Genomic DNA, 24,207 nt, shown 5'->3' with positions numbered 1-24,207 from the left:
ATTCCCAAGCGACTTGAATCGCATTCGGTTCCACCCTGCAAGCTGTAGGCGCGTAATCCGCGCTGACTTTTTCGTCATGTCGGACAAAACGCCGCGGGCTGCACTTTCGGCCGCGTGTGATCCGTATTTTTTGCGCCTGTTCGCGGCACGCCCATCCGTAATTTCCCGGTGACGCGAATGCACTTAGGTTACCTCCGGGACACCTAGCGCCGCAGGGCGGGCACGATCAGGAACGGAATCATCCCGAGCACGACGCTCGCAAGTGCGAAGGCGAGCAACGCGTTGTAGCCGTGGGTCGCGTCGTGGATCAGGCCGCCGCTCCAGGAGCCGAACGCCGAGCCGAGGCCACTGCCGATCGAGATGGTGCCGTAGATGGTGCCGACCCGCTTGCCTTGAAAGATCCGCATCGCGGTCGCGCTGATCAGCGGGCCGCGCGAGCCCATCATGCTGCCGAAGCAGACGACGAAGCCGGTGAGCACCAGGATGTTGGGGACGTATTGCAGCAGCCAGAGCAGGGCGATGCCGAGAATCGAGATCGCGTAGCTCAACAGCACGGACGGCCGGCGTCCGATCAAGCCGTCGAGCGCAGAGACCCCCAACATGCCGAACACCAGCACGACGCCGGAGAAGCCCCAGGCCGTCGCGGCCTGGAGCGGCGGGAACCCTGCGTCGATCAGATAGGCCACGATCTGCGCGGCGATCGCATACATGCCGACGGCGGTGAAGAAGAAGGTCGAGAACAGCGCCCAGAAGGCGTGATGGCGCATCGCGGCGAGAAGCGTCCAGCCGTTGTCGACGAAATCCGGATCGGTCCTCTTCACCACATGCGGCGAGCCCGAGGCGAACAGCCGCCACGGCAGCAGCAGCAGCGGCACCAGCAGCCCCAATGCTGCAAAGCCGAATAGTTGATAAGTGCCGCGCCAGCCGAGATGGTCGATCAGGAGCTGCGAGGCCGGCAGCAGCGCCAGCACGCCGCCGCCCATTGCCGAATACACCACCGACATCGCGGTCGGCAGGCGCGGCCCGAACCAGCGACCGAGCAGGATCGAGTTCGGCACGATGCCGATGAAGGCGACGCCGATGCCGACGCAGAGGCCGATCGAGAGCTGGAACTGCCACAGATGCTGTGCGTGCGCCGCAATCAGGAACGCCGCGCCGAGCAGCAGCAGCCCGAGCGCATAGACGATGCGCGGTCCGGAATGATCGAACAGCCGTCCGACGAAGGGGGCGGTGAGACCGCTCGCGAGCCAGGTGAGCGAATAGACCGAGACGATCTGTGCGCGGTCCCAGCCAAAACTTTCCGAGATCGGCTTCAGGAAAACCGTAAAACTGTCGCCGAGCCCACGGCCCAGAACGGCCAGTGTGAAGCAGAGAGCGAGCACGGTGAGGGCGATGCGCACGGCGCCTTGCGGCGTCGCCGCGGCTCCATCCTTGATCGTTTCCTTGCTCGTTTCCTTGGGCGTGTTCTGGTCCATTGCCGGTCAGGGAGCGCGCTTCGGCGCGCCCTGACAAGCAGCGAAAAGCTCATACGCCTATGCAGGCTTGATGAGGATGTGCTTCTTCTTGCCGAACGACAGCTTGATCACGCCCTCAGGCGTCAGATGGGCCGCCGAGAGCGCCATCTTCTCGTCGGTGACGGGCTCGTCGTTGACGCGAAGGCCGCCGCCCTTGATCTGGCGCCGCGCCTCACCGTTGGAGGTGACGAGGCCCGCCTTGACGAAGGCGTTGAGCACGCCGAGGCCGGTGTCGAGTTCGCCGCGCGGGATTTCCACGGTCGGCAGACTTTCGGAGAGCGCGCCTTCCTCGAAGGTGCGGCGCGCGGTTTCAGCCGCCTCGTTCGCTGCGTCGCGGCCGTGCAAGAGCGCGGTCGCCTCAGTCGCAAGCACCTTCTTGGCTTCGTTGATCTCCGAGCCTCCGAGCGCCTCGAGCTTCCTGATCTCGCTCATCGGCAGCGTCGTGAACAGCTTCAGGAATTTGCCGACGTCGGCATCCTCGGTGTTGCGCCAGTACTGCCAAAAGTCGTACGGCGAGAACTGGTCGGCGTTGAGCCACACCGCGCCTTGCGCGGTCTTGCCCATCTTGGCGCCGGAGGCCGTGGTCAGCAGCGGCGTCGTCAGTGCGAAAAGCTGGTGCGTACCCATGCGGCGGCCGAGATCGACGCCCATGATGATGTTGCCCCACTGGTCCGAGCCGCCCATCTGCAATTTGCAGCCGGTGCGCTTGGCGAGTTCGACAAAGTCGTAGGCCTGGCAGACCATGTAATTGAACTCGATGAAGCTCATCTCGTGCTCGCGCTCGAGGCGCAGCCGCACGGAGTCCATGGTCAGCATGCGGTTGACCGAGAAGTGCCGGCCGACGTCGCGCAGCATCTCGATCCAGTTCAGCTTGGTCAGCCACTCCGCGTTGTCGAGCATGACGGCGTCGCTCGTGCCGTCGCCGTAACGTAGCACCTTTGCGAACACGCCGCGGATCGACGCCTTGTTGGCCTCGATCTCGGCGACGGTGCGCATCGCGCGCGTCTCGTCCTTGCCGGAGGGATCGCCGACCATGGTGGTGCCGCCGCCCATCAGGGTGATCGGCTTGTTGCCGGACTCCTGGAGCCAGTGCAGCATCATCATGGTCAGATAGTTGCCGATATGCAGCGACCGGGCGGTGCAATCGTAGCCGACATAGGCGGTCGCCTCGCCCTTGGCGGCGAGCGCATCCAGCCCCTCGAAATCGGAGCACTGGTGGACGAATCCGCGTTCCTTTAGGGTATTGAGGAAATCCGATTTGAATGCAGTCATTTGTCGGCGTGCCTGACAATTCTTGGTTTACTGTTTTGGGGGCAATTTAAGGGTCTTCCGTGGGAACTCGATTGCCGCCCGCCACCTGGCGCTGAGGCATTATAAGATGTGTCCCTCTGGCACAAGATCGGCATGCCAGAGGGGGACTATTGAGGACGCTGATCCATGATGTTGACGGCACTCGGTTTGATGAGCGGCACCTCGCTGGACGGGGTCGATGTCGCGCTGATCGAAACCGACGGAAAGCAGGTGAAGGGGTTCGGACCGTCCGGCTACCGGCCTTACAGCCCGGCAGAGCGCAGCCTGCTGCGTCAGGCGCTGAGCGAAGCCGTGCACCTGCCGCGGCGCGATGCCCGGCCGGGGATTTTGGCCGTGGCCGAGCGCGCGGTGACGCTGGCGCACGCGGAGGCGGTGGCCGCCTTCATCGCCCAGAATCGGATGAAGGCGGAGGACATCGACATCGTCGGCTTCCACGGCCAGACCGTGCTGCATCGGCCCGAGAAGCGGCTGACGGTGCAGATCGGCGATGCGCCGGCGCTGGCGAAGGCGATCCATATCCCCGTGATGCACGACTTCCGCGCCGCCGACGTCGAGGCCGGCGGGCAGGGCGCCCCCTTCGTGCCGGTCTACCACCGGGCGCTGGCCCATTCGCTGGCGCGTGAAGGGCCGATCGTCGTGGTCAATATCGGCGGCGTCTCCAACATCACCTATATCGACGGCAACGACACGCTGATCGCCTGCGACACCGGGCCCGGCAATGCGCTGCTCGACGATTTCATGTACCGCACCATGAACCAGGCGTTCGATGCGGAGGGCAAGTTCGCCGCGCTCGGAACGGCCGACGAGGCCTGGATCGCGCGGGCGCTGGAGCTGCCGTTCTTCGCAGCGCCGCCGCCGAAATCGCTCGACCGCAACGACTTTGCCGCGTTGAAGCTCGGCGATGTGCCGCCGGCCGACGGCGCCGCGACCCTCACCGCCTTCACCGCGGCGGCAATCGCCCGCATCATCCCGCTGCTGCCGCGGCGGCCGCGGAGCTGGATCGTCTGCGGCGGCGGCGCCCGCAACCTCACCATGCTGCGGATGTTGCGGGAGCGGGTGGGCTCGGCCACCGTCGAGGCTGCCGAGGCCCTCGGCTGGGCCTCCGACGCCATCGAGGCGCAAGCCTTCGGCTTCCTCGCTGCGCGTGGCCTGAAGGGCCTGCCGCTGTCCTATCCGGCGACCACGGGCGTGCCGATGCCGATGACGGGCGGGGTGATCGCGCGGCCCTGAGGTTCACGTCCGGTTGATGCAGGTGCATGGATCTTGACGGGTAGATGCAAGTGCATCTATTCTGGGTGCAGTTGCATCCAACCGCCGGGATTGGCCATGACCGCTTCGCTCAAACTGATCAGCCACAAGCTTTGCCCTTATGTGCAGCGCGCCGTGATCGCGCTCAAAGAGAAGGGCGTGCCGTTCGAGCGGGTCGACATCGATCTCGCCAACAAGCCGGATTGGTTCTTGAAGCTGTCGCCGCTCGGCAAGGTGCCGGTGCTGGTGGTGACGACCGACAAGGGTGAGGTCGCGCTGTTCGAGAGCAACGTGATCTGCGAGTACATCGAGGAGACGCAAGCCGGCGCCAGGCTGCATCCGGCGGATGCGCTTGAGCGTGCCGAGCACCGCGCCTGGATGGAGTTCGGTTCGGCGATCCTCGGCGATCTCTGGGGCCTGGAGACGACGACCGATCCGGCGACGTTCGAGAGCAAGCGTCAGGCACTTGTCGCGAAGTTCGCACGTGTGGAAGTCGCGCTAAGCGCAGGTCCGTTCTTCGCGGGCGAGCGGTTCAGCCTGGTCGACGCGGTGTTCGCACCCGTCTTCCGCTATTTCGACCTGTTCGACGAATTGACCGAGCACGGCATCTTCACGGATGTGCCGAAGGTGCGGGCGTGGCGGGCTGAGCTTGCGAAGCGTCCGAGCGTGCGGAGCGCCGTCGGCACGGACTATCCGCAATTGCTCCGCGCCTTCCTCGTGCGCCACGACGCGCATCTGCTCAAGCTCGCGGCCTGAGCGCGCGCCGATGTCATCGTCATTGGCCTGGCTCATGCTGGTGATCGCCGGCCTGCTCGATGTCGGCTGGGCGATCTCGATGAAATATGCGGAAGGCTACACGCGCGTGGGCTGGAGCATCGCTTCGCTGGTGCTGCTCGCCGCCTTCGTGTTCCTGCTCGGACGCGCCCTGAAAGTGCTGGAAGTCGGCGTCGCCTATTCGGTGTGGACCGGCATTGGAGCTGCCGGCACCTTCCTGATGGGCGTCGTACTGTTCGGCGAGACCTTGAGCGCGATGAAGCTTGCGGGCATCGCGCTCGTGCTGATGGGAATCGTCGCGCTCAAGCTGGCTTGAGCCGCGCGCCTTTAGCGCACGTTGGCGAGGCGCATGTCGAGATACGCGGTGATGGTTTCCATCAGCGGCTCGAGCTTGGCGTCGAAGAAGTGGTTGGCGCCGGGGATGATCTGCTGGTCGATCACGATGCCCTTCTGCGTCTTCAGCTTCTCGACCAGCGTGTTGACGTCCTTCGGCGGCACCACCGCGTCCTTCTCGCCATGCACGATCAGGCCCGAGGACGGGCAGGGCGCAAGGAACGAGAAGTCATAGAGGTTGGCCGGCGGCGCGATCGAGATAAAGCCTTCGACCTCGGGACGGCGCATCAGGAGCTGCATGCCGATCCAGGCGCCGAAGGAGAAGCCGGCGACCCAGCAGGCACGCGCTTCGGGATTGATGGTCTGCGCCCAGTCGAGCGCTGCCGCCGCATCCGACAATTCGCCGGTGCCGTGGTCGAACGAGCCCTGGCTGCGGCCGACGCCGCGGAAATTGAAGCGCAGCACCGAGAAGCCGCGATGCGCGAAGGCGTAGTAGCACTGGTACACGATCTGATGGTTCATCGTGCCGTGAAACTGCGGATGCGGATGCAGGATCATCGCGATCGGCGCGTTCTTCTGCTTGGCCGGGTGATAGCGGCCTTCGAGGCGGCCAGCGGGGCCGGCGAAAATGACTTCAGGCATGACGGTCTCTGATTGAGTCCCTTAGAGGTGATCCCTGCACAATCAACCGATTGTGGCTCCATCAGCCGTTTTCGCCGACGAAAGCACGAATGATGGGTGAAGAGGCGCCCTCGGATGATGCGCGAGTGCGTGAACTGACGCGCGCCTTCTAACACGAGGCAAGGGTCAAAAAGCAAGCATCTTCGACATCTCCCAATGCACTCAAGAGCTTAGCCGGTCATCGCAGCGCCATGTGCAGCGTGCCGCAGGTGACAGGCCGCAACCAGCCCCCAGCGAAGCCGACAAGCGCCGCCCCGCGTGCCGCTCAACCGATTGGAATCATGATTATTTATGGATCGAGCGGCAATCCCCGGCGACGATTTACGCCGGCGCAATGCGGCCTCCGAGCGAAGCCACAGCCGGGCGGTAGCGCCGGCTGCCTCCGAGCGTCTGTCCGCTGTCGAAGGTGAGCTCGAAATCCCCTGACGCCTTGAGGTCCACGCCGGTCACCCGTTCGAGATTGGCGAGCCTGGTCCGATGGACGCGAACGATGGCGAAGCGCGCCAGCTCGCCTTCCGCCCCCGCGAGCGTGCCCCGGATCAGGTGCTGGGTGCCGTCGGCGAGGTTGTATTCGATGTAGTTGCCGGCAGAGGCGACCCAGAGAATGTCGCGCGGAGCAACGCGAATGCGGCTGGTGCCGTCCCGCAGCCAGATCAGATCGGAGGACAGCGGCTGTTGCGAGGCGGTCGGCCCGGACGGAGCGGCGAATGCAGCATTCTTGAGTTCACGTCGGCTTTCGAACAGCCAGAGCGTGCCGCCGATCAGGGCAACGGCCACGGCGTCCTTGCGGAATTCGTACAGGACCGTCGCAAGCGAGAAGTGGAAGTCGTAGGTGCTCCCGGCGAGCCAGAGCGCGAGCTTCCGGACCCAGACCATGCCGGTGACGTGGAGGGTGGAGAAGCCGAGCAGGGCGATCGCTCCGATTCCGACCTGCGCGGCAAGGCCCGGTGTCCGGCGCATGCGGCGGACCGCCAGTACCAGAATCGGCAGCAGCAACAGGATGACGGCGACGCTCGACATCTCCCAGAACAGCCGCCGGCCGACGTCATAGCCGTCGCCGCGCCAGGCGGCGTCCTGGGCCCCTGAGAGCGCGTTGACGATTCCGATCGCGAGAGAGACGGCGGCAATCGCGATGAACATCGTCCAGTCGCCGCCGCTGATCCCGCAAGGCCTGCCACTCGTCCCAGCCGGCGGCGTCTCGTCCCCTCGCGTCCGATCCTGATCCCGAACCGGCTCGACGCGCTCCGTTTGTCGGGCATTTTCGATGTCAGCCATGGTCCGAAAACCGCGTTTGTCGTCCCGTCAAGGAGCAGAAAACCATGTCAACACCGCAACAACTCCCACCCCCGGAACGACGCGTCGATCTGGACTGGGTGCGGATTTTAGCCTTCGGCCTTCTGATCTTCTACCACGTCGGCATGCTCTACGTGTCCTGGGGGTTTCACATCAAGAGCGTGCACCGGCTGACCTGGCTCGAGCCGGTGATGCTGGTGCTCAATCCGTGGCGGCTGTCGCTGCTGTTCCTTGTCTCCGGGGTGGCCAGCCGCTTCATGCTGGGGAAGTACCGGCTCGCCGCCTTCGCCCGCGCGCGGTCGGCGCGGCTCCTGATCCCGCTGATCTTCGGCATGCTCGCGATCGTGCCGCCGCAATCCTACCTCCAGATCGTCGAGAGCCTCGGCTACCCTGAAGGCTTCGCCGATTTCTACCTCCGCCACTATCTGGCGTTCGGCTCGCAATTCTGTCCGAACCCCTGCATCGTGCTCCCGACCTGGAACCATCTCTGGTTCGTGGTCTATCTCTGGGTCTACACCATGGCCCTGGTCGGTGTGCTGTCCCTGTGGCCGGCGGCCGCGGATTGGATCGGCGAGAGGGTGGCGGCCGCGCTCGCCGGACCATGGCTGCTGGTGCCGCCGTGCCTGCTGTTTGCGGCCTGGCGGCTGTTTCTGTCGCCGGTCTTCCCGTCGACGCATGCGCTGTTCGGCGACTGGTACAATCACGCGGACTTTGCGACCGCGTTCCTGATCGGCTTCCTGCTCGCACGCCAGGACAGCATCTGGCGCGACATCGAGCGGCAGCGGTGGGTAGCGCTGACGCTTGCAGCCGCCTGCTTCGCCGCCTTCGTCCTCGTTTATGCCGGCTTGTTCCCGCGGTCGTCGATGCTGAGATGGTTCGCCGGCTCGGTCTATGGCTGCTACCAATGGCTGGCGATGGCGGCGGTGCTCGGCTTTGCGCGACGCCATTTGACGGCCGACAGCCCCGTGCGCCGCTATCTGACCGATGCGATCTTTCCCTATTACATCGTGCATCAGACCGCGATCATCGTGATTGCGCACGCGCTGCGGGACAGTGGGCTGTCAGCCGGAAGCGAGGCCGCAATCGTCATTGCCGGCACCGCGCTCACTTGTCTCGTCAGCTACGAGATTGCGCGGCGGATCGCCTGGCTGCGGCCTCTGTTGGGACTGCGGATGGAGACCCAATCCTCGGCCGGGATCGCGCGACAGCAGCCGGCCTGATCTGCGCCCGGTTCCGATTGGCGCGATGGCAAAAGGTGCTAAGAGGGCCGCATGCCGACCCGCGTCTATCTCGACTGGAATGCGACCACGCCGCTGCGCTCCGAGGCGCGGGCGGCGATGGTCGCGGCCTATGACCTCGTCGGCAATCCGTCTTCGGTCCATGCTGAGGGGCGGGAGGCACGACGCCTCGTCGAGGAAGCGCGCTCCACTTTGGCGAGCGCTGTCGGCGCCTTGCCGCGGAATGTCGTCTTCACCTCCGCCGGAACCGAGGCCAATGCGCTGGCGCTGTCGCCCGGTCTGCGGGGGCCATCCGGCGGCCCGGTCGAGCGGCTTCTCGTCTCCGCCGTCGAGCATGCCTCGGTGCTGGCAGGCGGCAGGTTCCCGGCGGACAAGGTCGGCCATGTCGGGGTGACGCGCGCCGGCGTGGTCGATCTCGACCACCTCAAGGCGCTGCTGAAGGACGGCCCGCCGGCGCTGGTCTCCATCATGGCGGCCAACAACGAGACCGGCGCGCTCCAGCCGGTCGCGGAAGCTGCCCGGATCGTTCACGACACGGGGGGCCTCCTGCATGTCGACGCGATCCAGGCACTGGGCAAAATTGCGTTCAATATTAACGCGGTAGGCGCGGACCTTGCGACCTTTTCTGCACACAAGATCGGTGGTCCCAAGGGCATCGGCGCGTTGGTCGTGGCGGAGGGGGTTTCCGGCGTGGAACCGTTGCTCAGAGGGGGCGGGCAGGAGCTCAACCGCCGGGCCGGAACCGAGAATGTCGCGGGCATTGCCGGCTTCGGCGCGGCGGTGAAGACCGCGCTTCAGGCTTTGCCGGAGGATGCGAAATGGATGGCAACCCTCAGAGATCGCTTGGAAAATGGCATCCGGGCGGTCGCCGGAGCTGCGATCTTCTCGGACAATGCCGAGCGGTTACCAAATACCATCCTGTTCACCGCACCCGGCCTGAAGGCCGAGACCGCGGTGATCGGCTTCGACCTCGAAGGCATCGCGGTTTCCTCCGGCTCGGCGTGTTCTTCGGGCAAGGTCCAACCGTCCCACGTGCTGTCCGCCATGGGATTCGACCCGGCGGTCGCCCAGGGAGCGGTGCGCCTCAGTCTGGGCTGGTCTACGGAACCGGACGACATCAATAGGGCGTTAGAGGCTTGGCGAAAGCTCGGTAATACCCTACTTAGAGCGTAAGTGACGAAACACGGCTTGAAAGGTTCTAAGCGCGTGCTTTCGGCCAGAAAACATCGTAATACTCGTCCGAGTTTGATCCACCGCGGTCCTTGAAACCGCGAGCGGAGGATAGAATGCCAGCCGTGCAAGAGACGGTCGAGCGCGTGAAGCGCATCGACGTCGATCAGTATCGTTATGGGTTTGAGACCCTGATCGAGTCCGACAAGGCCCCCAAGGGGCTGTCGGAAGAGACCGTCAAGTTCATCTCCGAGAAGAAGAACGAACCCGCCTGGATGCTCCAGTGGCGGCTCGAGGCCTATCGGCGCTGGCTGACCATGACCGAGCCGACCTGGGCCCGCGTCGACTATCCCAAGATCGACTTCCAGGACCTCTATTACTATTCGGCGCCGAAGCCGAAGAAGACGGTCTGCTCGCTCGACGAGATCGATCCGGAGATTCTGAAGACCTACGAGAAGCTCGGCATTCCCTTGCGGGAAGTCGCCATGCTCGAAGGTGTTGAGCCCAAGGTGGGCGAGGAAGACCCTGCCCGCCGCAAGATCGCGGTCGACGCGGTGTTCGACTCGGTCTCGGTCGCCACTACCTTCAAGGCGGAGCTGAAGAAGGCCGGCGTCATCTTCATGCCGATCTCGGAGGCGATCCGCGAGCATCCCGAGCTGGTGCAGAAGTATCTCGGCTCGGTGGTTCCGACTTCGGACAATTTCTACGCGACGCTGAACTCGGCGGTGTTCTCCGACGGCTCGTTCGTCTACGTGCCGCCGGGCGTGCGCTGCCCGATGGAGCTGTCGACCTATTTCCGCATCAACGAGCGCAACACCGGCCAGTTCGAGCGCACGCTGATCATCGCGGACAAGGGCTCCTACGTCTCCTATCTCGAAGGCTGCACCGCGCCGCAGCGCGACGAGAACCAGCTGCACGCGGCCGTGGTCGAGCTCGTCGCGCATGACGACGCCGAGATCAAATATTCGACGGTGCAGAACTGGTATCCGGGCAATTCGGAAGGCAAGGGCGGCATCTACAATTTCGTCACCAAGCGTGGCGACTGCCGCGGCGACCGTTCCAAGATCTCCTGGACCCAGGTCGAGACCGGCTCCGCCATCACCTGGAAGTATCCGAGCTGCATCCTGCGCGGCGATAACTCGAGCGGCGAATTCTATTCGATCGCGATCTCGAACGGCTTCCAGCAGGTCGATTCGGGCACCAAGATGATCCATCTCGGCAAGAACACGTCGAGCCGGATCATCTCGAAGGGCATCGCGGCGGGCAAGTCGCAGAACACCTATCGCGGGCTCGTGACGGCGCATCGCAAGGCGACCGGCGCGCGCAACTTCACCGCCTGCGACTCGTTGCTGATCGGCGACAAATGCGGCGCGCACACCGTGCCGTACATCGAGGCCAAGAACTCCTCGGCGACGTTCGAGCACGAGGCGACGACCTCGAAGATCTCCGAGGACGTGCTGTTCTACTGCATCCAGCGCGGTCTTTCGCAGGAAGAGGCTGTCGGCCTCGTCGTCAACGGCTTCGTCAAGGACGTGCTCCAGCAGCTCCCGATGGAGTTCGCGGTGGAAGCGCAGAAGCTGATCTCGATCTCGCTCGAAGGGTCGGTCGGTTAACACCGACCCTCGCGGCGCGCCTCGGCGCTCCATGCATCATTTGAATAGACTGGACACCAAAATGGCTTTGCTTGAAGTGAAAGACCTGAAGGTTCGTGTCGAGGAGCGTGAGATCCTCCACGGGCTGACGCTGACCGTGAACGAAGGCGAGGTGCACGCGATCATGGGGCCGAACGGCTCCGGCAAGTCGACGCTCTCCCACGTCATCGCCGGCAAGCCCGGCTATGAGGTCACCGACGGCCAGATCCTGTTCAAGGGCGAGGACCTCCTGGAGATGGCTCCCGAAGAGCGCGCCGCCAAGGGCGTGTTCCTGGCGTTCCAGTATCCGGTGGAAATCCCCGGCGTCGCCACCATGAATTTCCTGCGCACCGCGCTGAACGCGCAGCGCAAGGCGCGCGGCGAGGATGAGTATTCGACCCCCGACTTCCTGAAGAAGGTCCGCGAGGTCTCGAAGTCGCTGAACATCCCGCAGGACATGCTCAAGCGCGGCGTCAATGTCGGCTTCTCCGGCGGCGAGAAGAAGCGCAACGAGGTGCTCCAGATGGCGCTGTTCGAGCCGAGCCTGTGCATTCTCGACGAGATGGATTCCGGCCTCGACATCGACGCGCTGCGGATTGCGGCCGACGGCGTCAACGCACTGCGCTCGCCGAAGCGCGCGATGGTCGTGATCACCCACTATCAGCGGCTCCTGAATTACATCGTGCCTGATTTCGTGCACGTGATGTCGCGCGGTCGGGTCGTAAAGAGCGGCGCTAAGGATCTGGCGCTGGAGCTGGAGGCGTCCGGCTACACCCAGTTCGAGGACGCGTAAGGATTTTTGCGATGAACGTTGCTGTGGCAAAGACCGGAAGCGGCCGCGCGGTGAGCGATCTCTTCGCCAGCGCTGAAGGCCGCTTGCCGGGTTCGCCGGCGGTCATTGCGGCGCGCCGCGAGGCGTTCGAGACCTATGAGCGTCTCGGCCTGCCGCATCGCCGGATCGAGGAATGGAAATACACCGATCTGCGCGCGCTGGTCGGCGAGGTGCTGCCTTTGGCCGCCGCGCCCGATGCGGCCGCGCTGAAACGCGCCGCGGACGCCGTGAAGGCGCATGCGATCGCTGGCGCCCGCAAGCTGGTGCTGGTCGATGGCGTGTTCGCGGCGGATCTTTCCGACGTCAAGGCGCTCGTCTCCGAGGTCGGCCTCAAGACGCTCGGGGAGACGCTGGAGAAGGATGCCGCTGTCCTGAAGACGGCGTCCACCGACGCCGTGATCGCGCTGAACGCGGCGATGGCGACCGACGGCGTCATGCTGTCGATTGCCGATGGCGCGCAACTGTCTGCGCCGATCCAGATCATCCACGTCGCGATTGCTGCGTCGGCTTCGGCCTTCACCCGCTCGCAGCTCGCAGTCGGGAACGGCGTTCGCGCCACCATCATCGAAAGCTTCGTGGCGGCCGGCGCCAAGGCCTACCAGGTCAGCGACGCCGTGATCGTGACGATCGGCGACAACGCCGATGTCGCGCATATCCGCCTGATGGACGATGCGCCTGACGCGGTGAACGTCACCTCGCAATTCGTCACCGTCGGCGCCAACACCAAGGTCAACTTCTTCAACATGACCAGCGGCGCCGCCGTCAGCCGCCTTCAGGGCTTCATCACGCTGGCGGGCGAGGGCAGCGAGCTCGCGATCAACGGCGTGAACCTGCTGAAGAAGACCGAGCATGGCGACACCACGCTGGTGGTCGACCATGCCGTTCCGAACTGCTTTAGCCGCGAGATCTTCCGCGCCGTGATCGACGATCGCGCCCATTCGGTGTTCCAGGGCCGCATCATCGTCCGTCCCGACGCGCAGAAGACCGACGGCAAGATGATGACCCGCGCGCTGTTGCTCTCGGACGAAGCCGAGGCCGACAACAAGCCCGAGCTGGAGATCTTCGCCGACGACGTCTCCTGCGGCCACGGCGCCACTGCCGGCGCGCTGGACGACAGCCTGTTGTTCTATCTGAAGGCGCGCGGCCTGCCCGAGAAGCAGGCCCAGGCGTTGCTGATCCAGGCTTTCGTGGGCGAGGCGATCGAGCAGATCGCCGATGACGACCTGCGCGAGCATGTGATCGGCATCGCCGAGCGCTGGCTGGAGCGACGGTCATGAGCACGCATCCGGCAGTCAAGAACGGTGCCTACGACGTCGCACGCGTCCGCCAGGATTTCCCGGCGCTGGCCATGCAGGTCTACGGCAAGCCGCTGGTCTATCTCGACAACGCCGCCTCGGCGCAGAAGCCGCAAGTCGTGCTCGACCGCATGACGCAGGCCTATACGAGCGAATACGCCAACGTGCATCGCGGCCTGCATTACCTCGCCAACGCCGCGACCGAAGCCTATGAAGGCGGCCGCACGAGGGTCGCGCAGTTTATCAACGCGCCCCGCACCGAGGAAGTGATCTTCACCCGCAACGCGACGGAGGCCATCAACCTCGTCGCCTCCTCCTGGGGCGGGCCGAACATCAAAGAGGGCGACGAGATCGTCATCTCGATTATGGAGCACCACTCCAACATCGTGCCCTGGCATTTCCTCAGGGAGCGCCAGGGGGCCGTGATCAAATGGGCGCCGGTCGACGACGAGGGCAATTTCCTCATCGACGAGTTCGAGAAGCTGCTGACGTCCAAGACCAAGCTGGTCGCTATCACGCAGATGTCGAACGCGCTCGGCACCATCGTCCCGATCAAGGACGTGGTGAAGATCGCGCACGCCCGCGGCATTCCCGTGCTGGTCGACGGCAGCCAGGGCGCGGTGCATCTGCCGGTTGACGTCCAGGATCTCGGCTGCGACTTCTACGTCTTCACCGGCCACAAGGTCTACGGCCCGACCGGCATCGGTGTGCTCTGGGCCAAGTACGACCACCTCGTCGCGATGCGCCCCTATAACGGCGGCGGCGAGATGATCCGCGAGGTCTCGCGCGATGTCGTCACCTATGGCGATCCCCCGCACAAGTTCGAGGCCGGCACACCCGCGATCGTCGAGGCCGTCGGCCTTGGCGCCGCCATCGACTACGTCAACTCGATCGGCAAGGAGCGCATCGCCGCCCACGAGCACGACCTCGTCACCTACGCCCAGGAGAAGCTGCGCGAGATCAACTCGCTGCGGCTGATCGGCACGGCGCGCGGCAAGGGCCCGGTGATCTCCTTCGAGCTCAAGGGCGCGCACGCCCACGACGTTGCCACCGTGATCGACCGCCAGGGCATCGCGGTGCGCGCCGGCACCCATTGCGTGATGCCGCTTTTAGAGCGGTTCAACGTGACGGCTACATGCCGGGCCTCGTTCGGCATGTATAATACGCGGGAAGAAGTCGATCATCTGGCACAGGCGCTGTTGAAGGCGCGGGATTTGTTCGCATGAGTGACACGGCCGACGTCAAAGTTAGTCCCATGGAAACCCGGTCGGCGCTGCCGCCGGAGGAGACCGAGCGGCTCACCACCGAGATCATCGCCGGCCTCAAGACCGTGTTCGATCCGGAGATTCCGGCCGACATCTACGAGCTCGGCCTGATCTACAAGGTCGAGATCAAGGACGACCGTTCCGTCGACGTGCAGATGACGCTGACGACGCCGAACTGCCCGGCCGCCGGCGAGCTGCCGACCATGGTCGAGAACGCGGTCGCCAGCGTCCCCGGCGTCGGCGTGGTCGACGTCAAGGTCGTCTGGGAACCGCCGTGGTCGCCCGAACGCATGAGCGACGAGGCCCGCCTCGTGCTCAACATGTGGTGACGCGTACGTTCTGCTTTTCATTCCTGGCATTGAATTTGCTCCGCAACGGACCACATCATTGATATGACACAGGCAACACCAGCATCCTCCACTCCGAAGCCGCGGCGGCCGCGCCCGCAGGTGATGCGGCTGACGGATGCCGCCGCCCAGCGCATCAGCGAGCTGACCCAGCGCGCCGATTCCGAGATCGTCGGCCTGCGCGTCGGTGTGAAGAACGGCGGCTGTGCCGGCCAGTCCTACACCGTCGAGTATGCCCATGATGTCCGCCCGACCGACGAGGTCGTCGAGGACAAGGGCGTCAAGATCCTGGTCGATCCCAAGGCCGTGCTGTTCCTGCTCGGCACCGAGATGGACTACAAGGCCGACAAGATGCAGGCCCAGTTCGTCTTCAACAACCCCAACCAGGTCTCCGCCTGCGGCTGCGGCGAATCGGTCGAGCTGCGGCCGGCGAAGATCGACGGGTAAGCCCGGCTCGCGCCAATCACACAGCTGTCGTCCTGGCGAAAGCCAGGACCCATACCGCGTGATCTCTCGATAGGGGGAGATGTTCATACCGCGTGGCGTGACTTCCAGTCTTCGCTAAACTACTCCCTGGGATAATGGGTCCTGGCTTTCGCCAGGACGACCATGCGGAGAGAGCCCGGCCATGGACCGCGAATTCCTGATCGACCTGTTTGCCGATTTCGGCCCGGTCACCATCCGCAAGATGTTCTCCGGCTACGGCATCTCCGCCGACGGCACCAATTTCGCGCTCGCCTTGCGCGCCGGCCTGTTCCTCCGCGCCGACGAATTGACCATCCCGGACTTCGAGACAGAAGGCTCCAAGCCGTTCCAGTATTCGACCCGCGCCAAGACCGTGACGGTCAACTCCTACTGGGAGCTGCCCGCGCGGCTGTTCGACGATTCCCAGGAGCTTGCGCAATGGGCGAGGGCGGCGCTCGCCGCCGCCCAGCGCGCCAAGGTGAAGCAGCGGCCCAGGGGCAAGAAGGCGTCGAAGAAGGCGGCGACCAAACTGGCGAAGAAAGCCGTCAAGCCTGCGAAAGCGCCGAAGAAGGCGAGCAAGAAGAGCCTGGTTCGCAAGCGCGCCAGGCGAAGCGGCTGAGCTCAGTCCGCGGCCTTGGTGAGGCCAACCCTCATGTCCTTGGCCATGAAGACGCAGGTGCCGTCGGCTAGCACCCGACCGTCGGCAATGCCGAGCACCAGCTTGCCGCGCCGGACCTGGCGCATGGCAACCTCGTAGCGCACGCGCTGCGCGTCCGGTGTGATGGAGCCCGTGCACTCGACCTCGCCGACGCCGATGGCGCGGCCTTTGCCCGGTGAGCCCGACCAGCCGAGCCAATAGCCGATCATCTGCCACATGGCGTCGAGCCCGAGAGAGGACGGCATCATCGGATCGCCGCGAAAGTGACTATCGAAGAACCAATGGCCCGGTACAATATCGAGCTCGCCGACGATATGGCCCTTGCCGAACGCGCCGCCGTCCAGGCTGATCTCGGAGATGCGCTCCATCATCAGCATCGGCGGTGCCGGCAATTGCGCATTGCCGGGGCCGAAATAGCCGCCTTCGCTCGATCGCAGCAGCTCGTCTCTGGTGTAGGACGGCTGCGGGCTGTGAAAATCATGGGGATTGGCCAAGGCGACAAGTCCTCTGGACGCTCGCACCGAAAGGCGGCGAGGAAGATGTTGCTCGTCGGGAGAGAATGTCAAGCGCGCATGGTCTTCCGCGCGCAGTGTCCGCGTCACGCCACGCGACTGTGGCTCTCGACGGCAAATTCCGGATCGGCTTCGCAGATCACGCGGTTACGGCCGTTGCGCTTGGCGGCATAGAGGCAGGCATCGGCGCGTTCGATCAGCGCGTCGGTGTCGTCGCCTGGCTTGAGCATGGAGACGCCGACGGAGATGGTGACGCGGCCGAGAATCTCGCCGGTGGACTTCTTCTTCAATTCCTTCGCCATGACGGCGCGGCGGATGTGATCGGCGACGGTGAGGGCCTGGCGCAGCGCGGTGTTGGGCAGCAGCACGGCGAACTCCTCGCCGCCATAGCGCGCGGTGATGTCCTGGCCCTTGATGGTCTGCTTCATGGACAGGCCGACCAGGCGCAGCACCTGGTCGCCGGTGAGATGGCCGTAGGAATCGTTGAACGACTTGAAATGGTCGATGTCGAACAGCAGCAGCGACAGCGGCTCGCCGCTGGCTAGCGCGCTCTGTACGGCCATGCCGATCATGCGGTCGAAATATTTGCGGTTGCCGAGGCCCGTGAGCGGGTCGGTCAGGCTCTCGGCGCGGATCGCCTCCAGGCTCTGCTGGAGATTGCTGATCTCGTTCTTGGACAGTGTCAGCCGGTCTTCCAGCGCCTTGTTGGTCTCCCGCATCTCGCTGGTCGAGCGCACCAGCGTCTCGACGATCGCCTTGATCTGCTCGCGGCTCTTGGCCGACGACAGCCGTTCGGTCGCGCCCGACAGGCTGGCGTCATAGGAGCCGGTCATGCCGAGCGCGTCGCTCAGCACCTTCATCACGTCGTCGATCTCGCCGATGACGCGCGCGCCGACCTTGTCGATGCGGTCGGTGGTCTTGATGTGGGAGAGATAGGTCTCGTAGATCTGCTCGAGATCGGCTTCGGTCAGCTTGCCGTGGCGGGCCAGCGTCTCGTTGATGATCTTGTTGAGCGGCGCGTTGTAGCCGGTGGCGTAGACGTACCAGATCTCGTAATTGCGGGGAATTGCGGTTTGGCGGAGCGAGCGGATCTGACCGAGCGCCACCTCGGCGAACGCCATCGTGCGTTCGTGTTCGTCGAGCACCTTGACCACGGAACATACCCCACAGCGGTCGGTGCGCCATCGACCGCAGCAATGCTTAAATTATGTTCGTAGGCTAACGGACGATCGTGAACGCCCCGTAAATATACGTTCACGAATGCGTCTGAAAAAGTGTGCGGGAGTCTGTCTCAACCGACCTGAAGCGCGTCGCGCTTCAGGCGCCGGCGGGGGAGCGGACCGGCCGCAACAGAAACGCCGGAAGATGCGAATGATCGCCCGGCTCGGTGTCGACCTCGCGCTGGCGGCGCGGTTCGGGGCGGCCGATCGACGGCACATGCGACGCATTGGCCTGCGGGCGCGCGCCGTTACGCGGCTCGGATGATTGCCTGGCTTCGCGCGGAGGCCTTGCCTCGCGTGCGGGCCTCGCCTCGGGGGCGGGCCGCGCTTCGGCCGTAGGCCGCGCCTCGCGCGGCTCGTGGCTGCGCTCACGGTCGCGGCCGCGTTGCGGCTTGCCGCGTCCGCCGCGTGAACGTTCGCGGCCGCGCTGCTCGCGCGGACGGTCGGTCGCATCGCCGGCTTCTGCGTGGATTTCGTAGTCGCCCTCGGCGCGCGGAATGCTCTGGCCGATCAGCTTTTCGATCGCGACCATCGACTTCTGGTCGAGCGGCGTGACGATCGAGATCGCCGTACCACTGCGGCCGGCACGGCCGGTGCGGCCGACGCGATGGACGTAGTCGTCGGGATGGTGAGGGACGTCGAAATTGAAGACGTGGCTGACCTCGGGAATGTCGAGGCCGCGGGCCGCGACGTCGGAGGCGACCAGCAACGGCAGCTCACCCTTGCGGAACTGCTCGAGTGCAGCCATGCGGGCCGGCTGGTCCATGTCGCCGTGCAGGGCGCCGACGCTGAAGCCGTGCTTCTGGAGCGATTTGTGAACGATCGCGACTTCGCGCTTGCGATTGCAGAAGATGATCGCGTTCTTGAGATCCTTGGCCTCGCGCAGCAGGCGGCGGAGCAATTCGCGCTTTTCATGCGCCTCGCGCCCGGCCGGAACCTGGGACTGCGTGACGGTGACGGCGGTGGTGGCGGGCTTGGAGACTTCGACCTTTTGCGGGTTGTGCAGGAAGGTCTCGGTGATGCGCCGGATTTCCGGCGGCATGGTCGCGGTGAAGAACAGGGTCTGCCGCGTGAACGGGACGAGCTTGCAGATGCGCTCGATGTCGGGAATGAAGCCCATGTCCAGCATGCGGTCGGCTTCGTCGATGACGAGCAGCTCGACGCCGGTGAGCAGGAGGCCGCCGCGCTCGGTGTGGTCGAGCAGGCGGCCCGGGGTTGCGATCAGCACGTCGACGCCGCGCGTCAGCTTGGCGTCCTGGTCGCCGAACGAGACGCCGCCGATCAGCAGCGCGACGTTGAGCTTCTGGCCGGCGCCGTAGCGGTCAAAATTCTCTTTGACCTGTGCCGCGAGCTCGCGGGTCGGCTCCAGGATCAGGGTACGCGGCATGCGCGCCCGGGCTCTGCCCTTCTCAAGGATGGTGAGCATCGGCAGCACGAAGGCCGCGGTCTTGCCGGTGCCGGTCTGGGCGATGCCGAGGACGTCCTTGCGTGCGAGGACGTGGGGGATCGCCTGTTCCTGAATGGGGGTGGGGGTGGTGTAACCGGTGGCCGCCACTGCGGCGAGGACTTTTTCGGATAGTCCGAGATTTGAAAAGGACATTGAGCCTCTGGTCGAAACCGCCGTTCGGAATCGAGGGTAATAAGGCTGGTCGCGTTCCACCCCGAAACGGCGCGCTCTCAAGAAAGCTGGGGGTGCTGACTCACGCGAACAAAGCGCAAGGCTCAAGAATCGCTCTTCGATCTGAGCCGCGTCGTTCCGGAACATAGGCGGGAATTGGCCAAAGTCAATGGAGCAGGCGCGGGAAGACCCTAAAAACCCTAAGGTTTTACCCAAATAGCGGGCGTGGCTGGGGTTTTCCGCCTCAAGCCTTGGCCGGGCGGCGGGAGCGCCTAATGCCCTTCGGACCCCCGGCCCCGGAAGTCGCCGGGGGCCTTGCCATAGGCGGCGTTGAAGACCCGGTAATAGGTCGCCAGGCTCTCGAAGCCGCAGGAGGTCGCGATGTCGGCGATCAGCCGCTCCGGCGCCTCGCGCAGCAGGCGGCGGCTTCGCTTCAGGCGCTCGTCGGTCACGGTCTGCGAGAAGCTCTTCTCCGCGGCCTCGAACAGCATGTGCAGGTGACGCACGGAAACGCCGAGCAGATCGGCCACCATCGCCGGCGCCAGATCCGGGTCTTGCAGGTGGCGCGCGATCAGGCGCCGCGCCTGCGAGAGACGGGCGGTCCGCAGCGCAGCCTGTCCGGGCCGGCTGCCGGGGCGCACGATGCCGCGCTCGATCAGCGCCAGATGGGCCAGGGCTTGAACTAAGGAGGCTTGAACTAAGGAGGCTTGAACCAAGGAGCTCGCATCGGCAGCGCCGTCCTCGCCAGCGGCGGCCTCGCCGAGATCGGCAAAGCAGGCCGCGAGCAGGGGCGCCAGAGCGGGGTCATTGAAGGTCTTCGGCGCGAGTTCGCGGATGCGTCTGTCCCGCGCCGGGATTTGGCTGACGGGGATCTTCAGGATGCGCAGGTGGAAGCCCCCGGCGCCGAGCGGCGCGGTGCGGTAGGGCAGGTCGGTATGGCTGGTGGCGAAGCTGCCATTGGCGATCGCGAAGTCGTTTCCGCGCATGCCGCCGAACCAGCCGCCGCTGCCGAGCTGCTGGTAGACGCAGATGCTGTCGCCGGGCGCGTAGGCGATGTCGGAGGTGCTGCGCTCGACCGTGTAGTGCGAGGCCTTCAGCTCGACGAGACCGCCACCGCCGAGCTGGCGCAGCGAGAATTCGCCGAAGAAGTCCGCGCGCCGCTCGCGCTCGAGTTCGGCGGTGACGCCGAACAGGCCTTTGGCACGCACCTCGCGCCAATAGTCGAAGCGGTCATGCGGCTCGACTTCGTCGGTGCACCAGCGATACACGATAGCCCTCGTCCCCGAACGGAATTGCGCCTAAGAAAAAGCAGATTCCAGCTGTTCTTGCCATAGGCCCGGACGATGGAACCGGTGGCCTATGCCGGTTGAACCGCCGCTATGGCTGGACCGACTATGACAACAACGGCTGAAGGTCGCCAATGGACTGTCCGACGGGCGCCGGCGGTAAGCCGTCCTGCAACGGGAATTTTTCGATGACGCGTCGGCTTTTCAGAATTCTGGCGACCCTTGGCCTCGCAGTGAGCCTCGGCGGCTTCGCGCTTCCCGCCCATGCCGAGAAGCGCGTCGCGCTCGTCGTCGGCAACAACGACTACAGGAACGTCCCGAAACTGCTCAAGGCGGTCAACGACGCCCGCACCATGGGCGACACGCTGAAGCAGCTCGGCTTCTCGGTGATGGTCGCGGAGAACCAGAGCCGCCAGCAATTCTCCGAGACGCTGCTCGCTTTCGACCGGGCGATCGAGCCCGGCGACACCGCGTTCTTCTTCTATGCCGGCCACGGTTTCGAGATCGCGGGCCAGAACTACCTGCTGCCGACCGACGTGCCGGCGGCGACGGAAGGGCAGGAAGAGCTGGTGCGCGACGCCTCCATCCTGGCGGACCGCATCGTCGAGCGCCTTCAGAACAAGAAGGCGCGGACCTCGATCCTGGTGTTCGACGCCTGCCGCAACAATCCGTTCGAACGCAAAGGGACCCGCGCGGTCGCCGGCGCCGGCGGGCTCGCGCCGATGACGCAGCTGCCCGAAGGCGTATTCTCCGTGTTCTCGGCCGGTCCCCGCCAGACCGCGCTCGACCGCCTCTCCAACGACGACGCCAACCCGAATTCGGTGTTCACGCGCACCTTCGCCAGGGAGCTGCTGCAACCCGGCGAGAACCTCGTGCAGGTGGCGCAGCGCACCCGCCGTCTCGTCAGCGAAATGGCCGACACCGTCAAGCACAGGCAGGTGCCGGTCTATTTCGACCAGATGGTCGACGACGTCTTCTTGAGCGGCGCCGCGAAAGACGCGGCTGCGCGCCCGGCCGATCCGCCGCCGCAGAAGCTTGCGGCCCTGCCGCCGGTCTCGGTGCCGCGCGTGCCGAAGGAGGAAACCACCAACGCGCCGATCGCGAGCTTCTCGCGCCACAATGGCGGCTGGAGCGTGGTGTTCTCCTTCGCCGATCCGACGCTCGGCATTTCCTGGCGCATGGCCGGCAACGGCGATTTTCGCGAGACCGGATTCATCGACACGCTCGATCCGCGCACGCGCAAGCGGATGCCGAACCCGTCGATCGAATTGCCGCCGGATGCGCAGGCCGGCACCATCGAGGTCCGCTATGTCGATCAGTCCGGCGACATGCAGGGCCCGTTCCCGATCAGGTTCGATCCCGAGGCCGCGCTGATCCGCGACCAGCGCAAGATCCTGGACATGACCGCGACGAGCTGGCTGTCATTCCGTGAGTTCAACGGGCTGCTCGTCTACTACACGCACCTCGTGTCCTACCGCTGCGCCATCCGCGAGGTGCGCATCGGCATCGACACCGCGGTACCCAACCAGGTGCTGAAGATGCCGGGGTGTGACATGCGCGACCCCAGCGCGATCACCGCCGGCATGCCGCTCTACATGAAGCTCGCGCCGGCGACGCAGTTCGTCTCGGTGGAGCTGACCTATCGCGACGGCAGCGTGTCGGAGATCAAGAGTTTTCGCGCGGCGAACCGCAGCAACAACTGAGGTGTCGAGCAGGTGGCGTCCGCCGCTACGCGCGGCGCTTCCTGACGAAGCGCTTGATGGACTCGACGGCTTCGATCAAGGGGGGAGCCAGCGAGAAGAACGTGCCCATCGCGATCGAGATGATGACGTGGCGCAGCAGGAGCTTCTCCTGCTCCTCGAACGGATAGCCGTTCTGGTCGATGGGCACCGGCGCAAGCGTGCCGGTCTGCCGTGGATGCGACTTTCGCGGCGGGATCATGATCACGACGAAAAGCACGTTGATCAGGATCCAGACGCTGAGCAGTATGAGGATCGTCCGCACTGCAATTTCCTGAAAGAAACCGGATTTTGTTGAGACGCTAACGGGCATTCACAGCTGCGGCAAATTAATCTTGCTTGTTGCACCGCACAGAAAACTTAAGTCGTAAATGAGGGGCGGCCGTGAACCCAGATGCGTCGCAACCTTTGCCGAGTTCCTCCGTAAAAGTCCGGTGTTGTATCGTCGGCGGCGGACCCGCCGGCATGATGCTCGGCTATCTCCTGGGGCGCGCGGGCATCGACGTCGTGGTGCTGGAGAAGCATGCAGATTTCTTTCGCGACTTTCGCGGCGACACCGTGCATCCCTCGACGCTCCAGGTGATGGACGAACTTGGCCTGATCGATGGCTTCCTGAAGCTGCCGCATCAGCGCTTGCAGAAGATGGACGGCCTGTTCGGCGGTAAGCCGGTGCGGATCGCCGATCTGAGCCGGCTGCACACGAAGTACCCGTTCATCGCCTTCATGCCGCAATGGGATTTCCTGAACTTCCTGCGCGAGGCCGGCAAGCGCTTCGCCTCGCTCAAGGTGATGATGAACACGGAAGCCGTCGACCTGATCCGCCGCGGCGAGACGATCGCCGGCGTGCGGGCGAAGACGCCGGAGGGACCGATCGACATCGAGGCGGATCTCACCATTGCCTGCGACGGCCGGCACTCGACGGTGCGCGAGCGCGCCGGTCTCGAGGTCGAGGAAATCGGCGCACCGATGGACGTGCTGTGGTTCCGTGCCGGCCGCAAGGCGGACGAGACGGAAAACGTGTTCGCGCGCGTCGAGCCCGGCAAGATGATGGTCACCTTCGACCGCGGCGACTACTGGCAATGCGCCTATGTCATCGCCAAGGGGCAGCACGATGCGGTGAAGGCGAGGGGATTGCAGGCGCTGCTCGACGACGTCGTGCGGATGGCGCCGATCCTCAGAAGCGGCATTGCCGACGTGAAGAGCTTCGACGACGTCAAGCTGCTCACCGTCGCGATCAACCGCCTTGCGCGCTGGACGCGGCCGGGCCTGCTCCTCATCGGCGACGCCGCGCATGCGATGTCGCCGGTCGGCGGCGTCGGCGTCAATCTCGCCGTGCAGGATGCGGTCGCGACCGCCAACCTGCTCGCGGACAAGCTTCAGCACGGCTGCCCGTCCGAGGATGAGCTCGACGCCGTGCGCCGCCGGCGCGAGTTCCCGGTGAAGGTGACGCAAGCGATGCAGGTGACCGTGCAGAACAACATCATCAGCGGCGCCCTGCGGGGCGGCGACCGGCCGCTGAAGGTGCCGCTGATCGTGCGCCTCATCACCGCGCTGCCATGGCTCCAGGGCATTCCAGCGCGCCTGCTCGCGCTCGGCGTGCGGCCCGAGCACGTGCAGTCGAAGGCCGCGCCGGCATCGTAGCGCTGCAATTCGGTAGGGATAACGTCGTGTTAAATCGCGCGCAGCGCGTTGCGGGCGCGCAACAGCGCAGACGGATTCACGGACCGCAACCTGCCAATCCGGCGTCTTAACTCTGTTGATTCAAATTTGAGTAAGA

The 24,207-nt window shown here is 64.9% G+C and carries 23 protein-coding genes; 14 read left to right on the top strand and 9 right to left on the bottom strand.

Annotated elements, in window-relative coordinates:
• Nucleotides 1-203: 203 nt before the first annotated feature.
• Together BM118_RS04110 and tyrS are read right to left on the bottom strand one after the other, a co-directional pair.
• Nucleotides 204-1,475 carry an MFS transporter gene (locus tag BM118_RS04110; RefSeq protein ID WP_092182457.1) on the bottom strand — a complete coding sequence of 424 codons (1,272 nt, stop codon included), beginning with the start codon at nt 1,473-1,475 and terminating at the stop codon, nt 204-206.
• Between the two features lie 57 nt (nt 1,476-1,532).
• Complete coding sequence (gene tyrS / locus BM118_RS04105) at nt 1,533-2,786, bottom strand: tyrosine--tRNA ligase (RefSeq protein WP_092182454.1); 1,254 nt, start codon at nt 2,784-2,786, stop codon at nt 1,533-1,535.
• A gap of 165 nt (nt 2,787-2,951) precedes the next feature.
• Here tyrS and BM118_RS04100 point away from each other — a divergent pair, with 165 nt between their 5' ends.
• From BM118_RS04100 to BM118_RS04090, 3 genes are all read left to right on the top strand, one after another.
• Nucleotides 2,952-4,055, top strand: a complete 1,104-nt coding sequence (locus BM118_RS04100) for an anhydro-N-acetylmuramic acid kinase (protein ID WP_092182452.1) — start codon at nt 2,952-2,954, stop codon at nt 4,053-4,055.
• 96 nt (nt 4,056-4,151) lie between these two features.
• Nucleotides 4,152-4,829: a glutathione S-transferase family protein gene (locus BM118_RS04095; RefSeq protein ID WP_092182450.1), complete on the top strand. Its 678-nt coding sequence runs from the start codon at nt 4,152-4,154 to the stop codon at nt 4,827-4,829.
• Between the two features lie 10 nt (nt 4,830-4,839).
• Nucleotides 4,840-5,163, top strand: coding sequence for a DMT family transporter (locus BM118_RS04090; protein ID WP_092182448.1), 324 nt, complete (start codon nt 4,840-4,842; stop codon nt 5,161-5,163).
• A gap of 11 nt (nt 5,164-5,174) precedes the next feature.
• Here the strand turns inward: BM118_RS04090 and BM118_RS04085 are convergent, their stop codons facing one another.
• Nucleotides 5,175-5,822 carry an alpha/beta hydrolase gene (locus tag BM118_RS04085; protein WP_018641706.1) on the bottom strand — a complete coding sequence of 216 codons (648 nt, stop codon included), beginning with the start codon at nt 5,820-5,822 and terminating at the stop codon, nt 5,175-5,177.
• Nucleotides 5,823-6,182: 360 nt separating this feature from the next.
• Nucleotides 6,183-7,001 (bottom strand): LytTR family DNA-binding domain-containing protein, encoded by an 819-nt coding sequence (locus tag BM118_RS04080; RefSeq protein ID WP_244550050.1) that lies wholly within the window; start codon nt 6,999-7,001, stop codon nt 6,183-6,185.
• A 179-nt stretch (nt 7,002-7,180) separates the two neighbouring features.
• On the opposite strand from BM118_RS04080, the gene BM118_RS04075 reads away from it, so the two are divergent.
• The 9 genes from BM118_RS04075 to BM118_RS04035 all read left to right on the top strand — a co-directional run bounded on the left by BM118_RS04075 (nt 7,181) and on the right by BM118_RS04035 (nt 16,016).
• Nucleotides 7,181-8,374: an acyltransferase family protein gene (locus BM118_RS04075; RefSeq protein ID WP_092182444.1), complete on the top strand. Its 1,194-nt coding sequence runs from the start codon at nt 7,181-7,183 to the stop codon at nt 8,372-8,374.
• A 51-nt stretch (nt 8,375-8,425) separates the two neighbouring features.
• The gene (locus BM118_RS04070) at nt 8,426-9,565 is read left to right on the top strand and encodes a cysteine desulfurase family protein (protein WP_092182442.1); all 1,140 of its coding nucleotides are present in this window, start codon (nt 8,426-8,428) and stop codon (nt 9,563-9,565) included.
• 113 nt (nt 9,566-9,678) lie between these two features.
• A complete protein-coding gene (gene sufB / locus BM118_RS04065) occupies nt 9,679-11,175 on the top strand; it encodes a Fe-S cluster assembly protein SufB (RefSeq protein WP_092182440.1) in 1,497 nt (498 codons plus the stop codon).
• Between the two features lie 61 nt (nt 11,176-11,236).
• Nucleotides 11,237-11,986, top strand: a complete 750-nt coding sequence (sufC, locus tag BM118_RS04060) for a Fe-S cluster assembly ATPase SufC (RefSeq protein WP_177233997.1) — start codon at nt 11,237-11,239, stop codon at nt 11,984-11,986.
• Between the two features lie 11 nt (nt 11,987-11,997).
• Nucleotides 11,998-13,302, top strand: a complete 1,305-nt coding sequence (sufD, locus tag BM118_RS04055; RefSeq protein ID WP_092182435.1) for a Fe-S cluster assembly protein SufD — start codon at nt 11,998-12,000, stop codon at nt 13,300-13,302.
• Complete coding sequence (locus tag BM118_RS04050) at nt 13,299-14,546, top strand: cysteine desulfurase (RefSeq protein ID WP_092182433.1); 1,248 nt, start codon at nt 13,299-13,301, stop codon at nt 14,544-14,546. Before sufD ends, BM118_RS04050 begins: the two co-directional genes overlap by 4 nt.
• Nucleotides 14,543-14,914, top strand: coding sequence for an SUF system Fe-S cluster assembly protein (locus tag BM118_RS04045; protein WP_092182431.1), 372 nt, complete (start codon nt 14,543-14,545; stop codon nt 14,912-14,914). Before BM118_RS04050 ends, BM118_RS04045 begins: the two co-directional genes overlap by 4 nt.
• A gap of 123 nt (nt 14,915-15,037) precedes the next feature.
• A complete protein-coding gene (locus BM118_RS04040; protein ID WP_014495548.1) occupies nt 15,038-15,379 on the top strand; it encodes a HesB/IscA family protein in 342 nt (113 codons plus the stop codon).
• A gap of 181 nt (nt 15,380-15,560) precedes the next feature.
• On the top strand, nt 15,561-16,016 hold the full coding sequence (locus BM118_RS04035; protein WP_092182429.1) for a TfoX/Sxy family protein: 456 nt from the start codon (nt 15,561-15,563) through the stop codon (nt 16,014-16,016).
• A gap of 2 nt (nt 16,017-16,018) precedes the next feature.
• On the opposite strand, the gene fabA is transcribed toward BM118_RS04035, so the two are convergent.
• The 4 genes from fabA to BM118_RS04015 all read right to left on the bottom strand — a co-directional run bounded on the left by fabA (nt 16,019) and on the right by BM118_RS04015 (nt 20,673).
• Nucleotides 16,019-16,549 (bottom strand): bifunctional 3-hydroxydecanoyl-ACP dehydratase/trans-2-decenoyl-ACP isomerase, encoded by a 531-nt coding sequence (gene fabA, locus BM118_RS04030; RefSeq protein ID WP_092182427.1) that lies wholly within the window; start codon nt 16,547-16,549, stop codon nt 16,019-16,021.
• A 104-nt stretch (nt 16,550-16,653) separates the two neighbouring features.
• Complete coding sequence (locus BM118_RS04025) at nt 16,654-17,721, bottom strand: GGDEF domain-containing protein (RefSeq protein WP_092182425.1); 1,068 nt, start codon at nt 17,719-17,721, stop codon at nt 16,654-16,656.
• A 163-nt stretch (nt 17,722-17,884) separates the two neighbouring features.
• The gene (locus tag BM118_RS04020; protein WP_092182423.1) at nt 17,885-19,387 is read right to left on the bottom strand and encodes a DEAD/DEAH box helicase; all 1,503 of its coding nucleotides are present in this window, start codon (nt 19,385-19,387) and stop codon (nt 17,885-17,887) included.
• A 290-nt stretch (nt 19,388-19,677) separates the two neighbouring features.
• Nucleotides 19,678-20,673, bottom strand: coding sequence for a helix-turn-helix domain-containing protein (locus BM118_RS04015; RefSeq protein ID WP_092182422.1), 996 nt, complete (start codon nt 20,671-20,673; stop codon nt 19,678-19,680).
• A gap of 206 nt (nt 20,674-20,879) precedes the next feature.
• Here BM118_RS04015 and BM118_RS04010 point away from each other — a divergent pair, with 206 nt between their 5' ends.
• Complete coding sequence (locus BM118_RS04010; RefSeq protein WP_177233996.1) at nt 20,880-22,394, top strand: caspase family protein; 1,515 nt, start codon at nt 20,880-20,882, stop codon at nt 22,392-22,394.
• A 25-nt stretch (nt 22,395-22,419) separates the two neighbouring features.
• Here the strand turns inward: BM118_RS04010 and BM118_RS04005 are convergent, their stop codons facing one another.
• Nucleotides 22,420-22,695 (bottom strand): hypothetical protein, encoded by a 276-nt coding sequence (locus tag BM118_RS04005; protein ID WP_092182418.1) that lies wholly within the window; start codon nt 22,693-22,695, stop codon nt 22,420-22,422.
• A 119-nt stretch (nt 22,696-22,814) separates the two neighbouring features.
• Here BM118_RS04005 and BM118_RS04000 point away from each other — a divergent pair, with 119 nt between their 5' ends.
• Nucleotides 22,815-24,071: an FAD-dependent oxidoreductase gene (locus BM118_RS04000; RefSeq protein WP_092182416.1), complete on the top strand. Its 1,257-nt coding sequence runs from the start codon at nt 22,815-22,817 to the stop codon at nt 24,069-24,071.
• Nucleotides 24,072-24,207 lie beyond the last annotated feature (136 nt).

The organism is Bradyrhizobium sp. cf659, assembly GCF_900113725.1.
Lineage (GTDB): Bacteria > Pseudomonadota > Alphaproteobacteria > Rhizobiales > Xanthobacteraceae > Bradyrhizobium.
Note: the sequence above shows the minus strand (reverse complement) of the source record. Positions and strands in the feature narration are given on the sequence as shown.

Coding starts and splice junctions, on each gene's coding strand:
- BM118_RS04110 (WP_092182457.1), bottom strand. CDS start 1,475: ATGGACCAGAACACGCCCAAGGAAACGAGCAAGGAAACGATCAAGGAT.
- tyrS (WP_092182454.1), bottom strand. CDS start 2,786: ATGACTGCATTCAAATCGGATTTCCTCAATACCCTAAAGGAACGCGGA.
- BM118_RS04100 (WP_092182452.1), top strand. CDS start 2,952: ATGATGTTGACGGCACTCGGTTTGATGAGCGGCACCTCGCTGGACGGG.
- BM118_RS04095 (WP_092182450.1), top strand. CDS start 4,152: ATGACCGCTTCGCTCAAACTGATCAGCCACAAGCTTTGCCCTTATGTG.
- BM118_RS04090 (WP_092182448.1), top strand. CDS start 4,840: ATGTCATCGTCATTGGCCTGGCTCATGCTGGTGATCGCCGGCCTGCTC.
- BM118_RS04085 (WP_018641706.1), bottom strand. CDS start 5,822: ATGCCTGAAGTCATTTTCGCCGGCCCCGCTGGCCGCCTCGAAGGCCGC.
- BM118_RS04080 (WP_244550050.1), bottom strand. CDS start 7,001: ATGTTCATCGCGATTGCCGCCGTCTCTCTCGCGATCGGAATCGTCAAC.
- BM118_RS04075 (WP_092182444.1), top strand. CDS start 7,181: ATGTCAACACCGCAACAACTCCCACCCCCGGAACGACGCGTCGATCTG.
- BM118_RS04070 (WP_092182442.1), top strand. CDS start 8,426: ATGCCGACCCGCGTCTATCTCGACTGGAATGCGACCACGCCGCTGCGC.
- sufB (WP_092182440.1), top strand. CDS start 9,679: ATGCCAGCCGTGCAAGAGACGGTCGAGCGCGTGAAGCGCATCGACGTC.
- sufC (WP_177233997.1), top strand. CDS start 11,237: ATGGCTTTGCTTGAAGTGAAAGACCTGAAGGTTCGTGTCGAGGAGCGT.
- sufD (WP_092182435.1), top strand. CDS start 11,998: ATGAACGTTGCTGTGGCAAAGACCGGAAGCGGCCGCGCGGTGAGCGAT.
- BM118_RS04050 (WP_092182433.1), top strand. CDS start 13,299: ATGAGCACGCATCCGGCAGTCAAGAACGGTGCCTACGACGTCGCACGC.
- BM118_RS04045 (WP_092182431.1), top strand. CDS start 14,543: ATGAGTGACACGGCCGACGTCAAAGTTAGTCCCATGGAAACCCGGTCG.
- BM118_RS04040 (WP_014495548.1), top strand. CDS start 15,038: ATGCGGCTGACGGATGCCGCCGCCCAGCGCATCAGCGAGCTGACCCAG.
- BM118_RS04035 (WP_092182429.1), top strand. CDS start 15,561: ATGGACCGCGAATTCCTGATCGACCTGTTTGCCGATTTCGGCCCGGTC.
- BM118_RS04020 (WP_092182423.1), bottom strand. CDS start 19,387: ATGTCCTTTTCAAATCTCGGACTATCCGAAAAAGTCCTCGCCGCAGTG.
- BM118_RS04010 (WP_177233996.1), top strand. CDS start 20,880: ATGACGCGTCGGCTTTTCAGAATTCTGGCGACCCTTGGCCTCGCAGTG.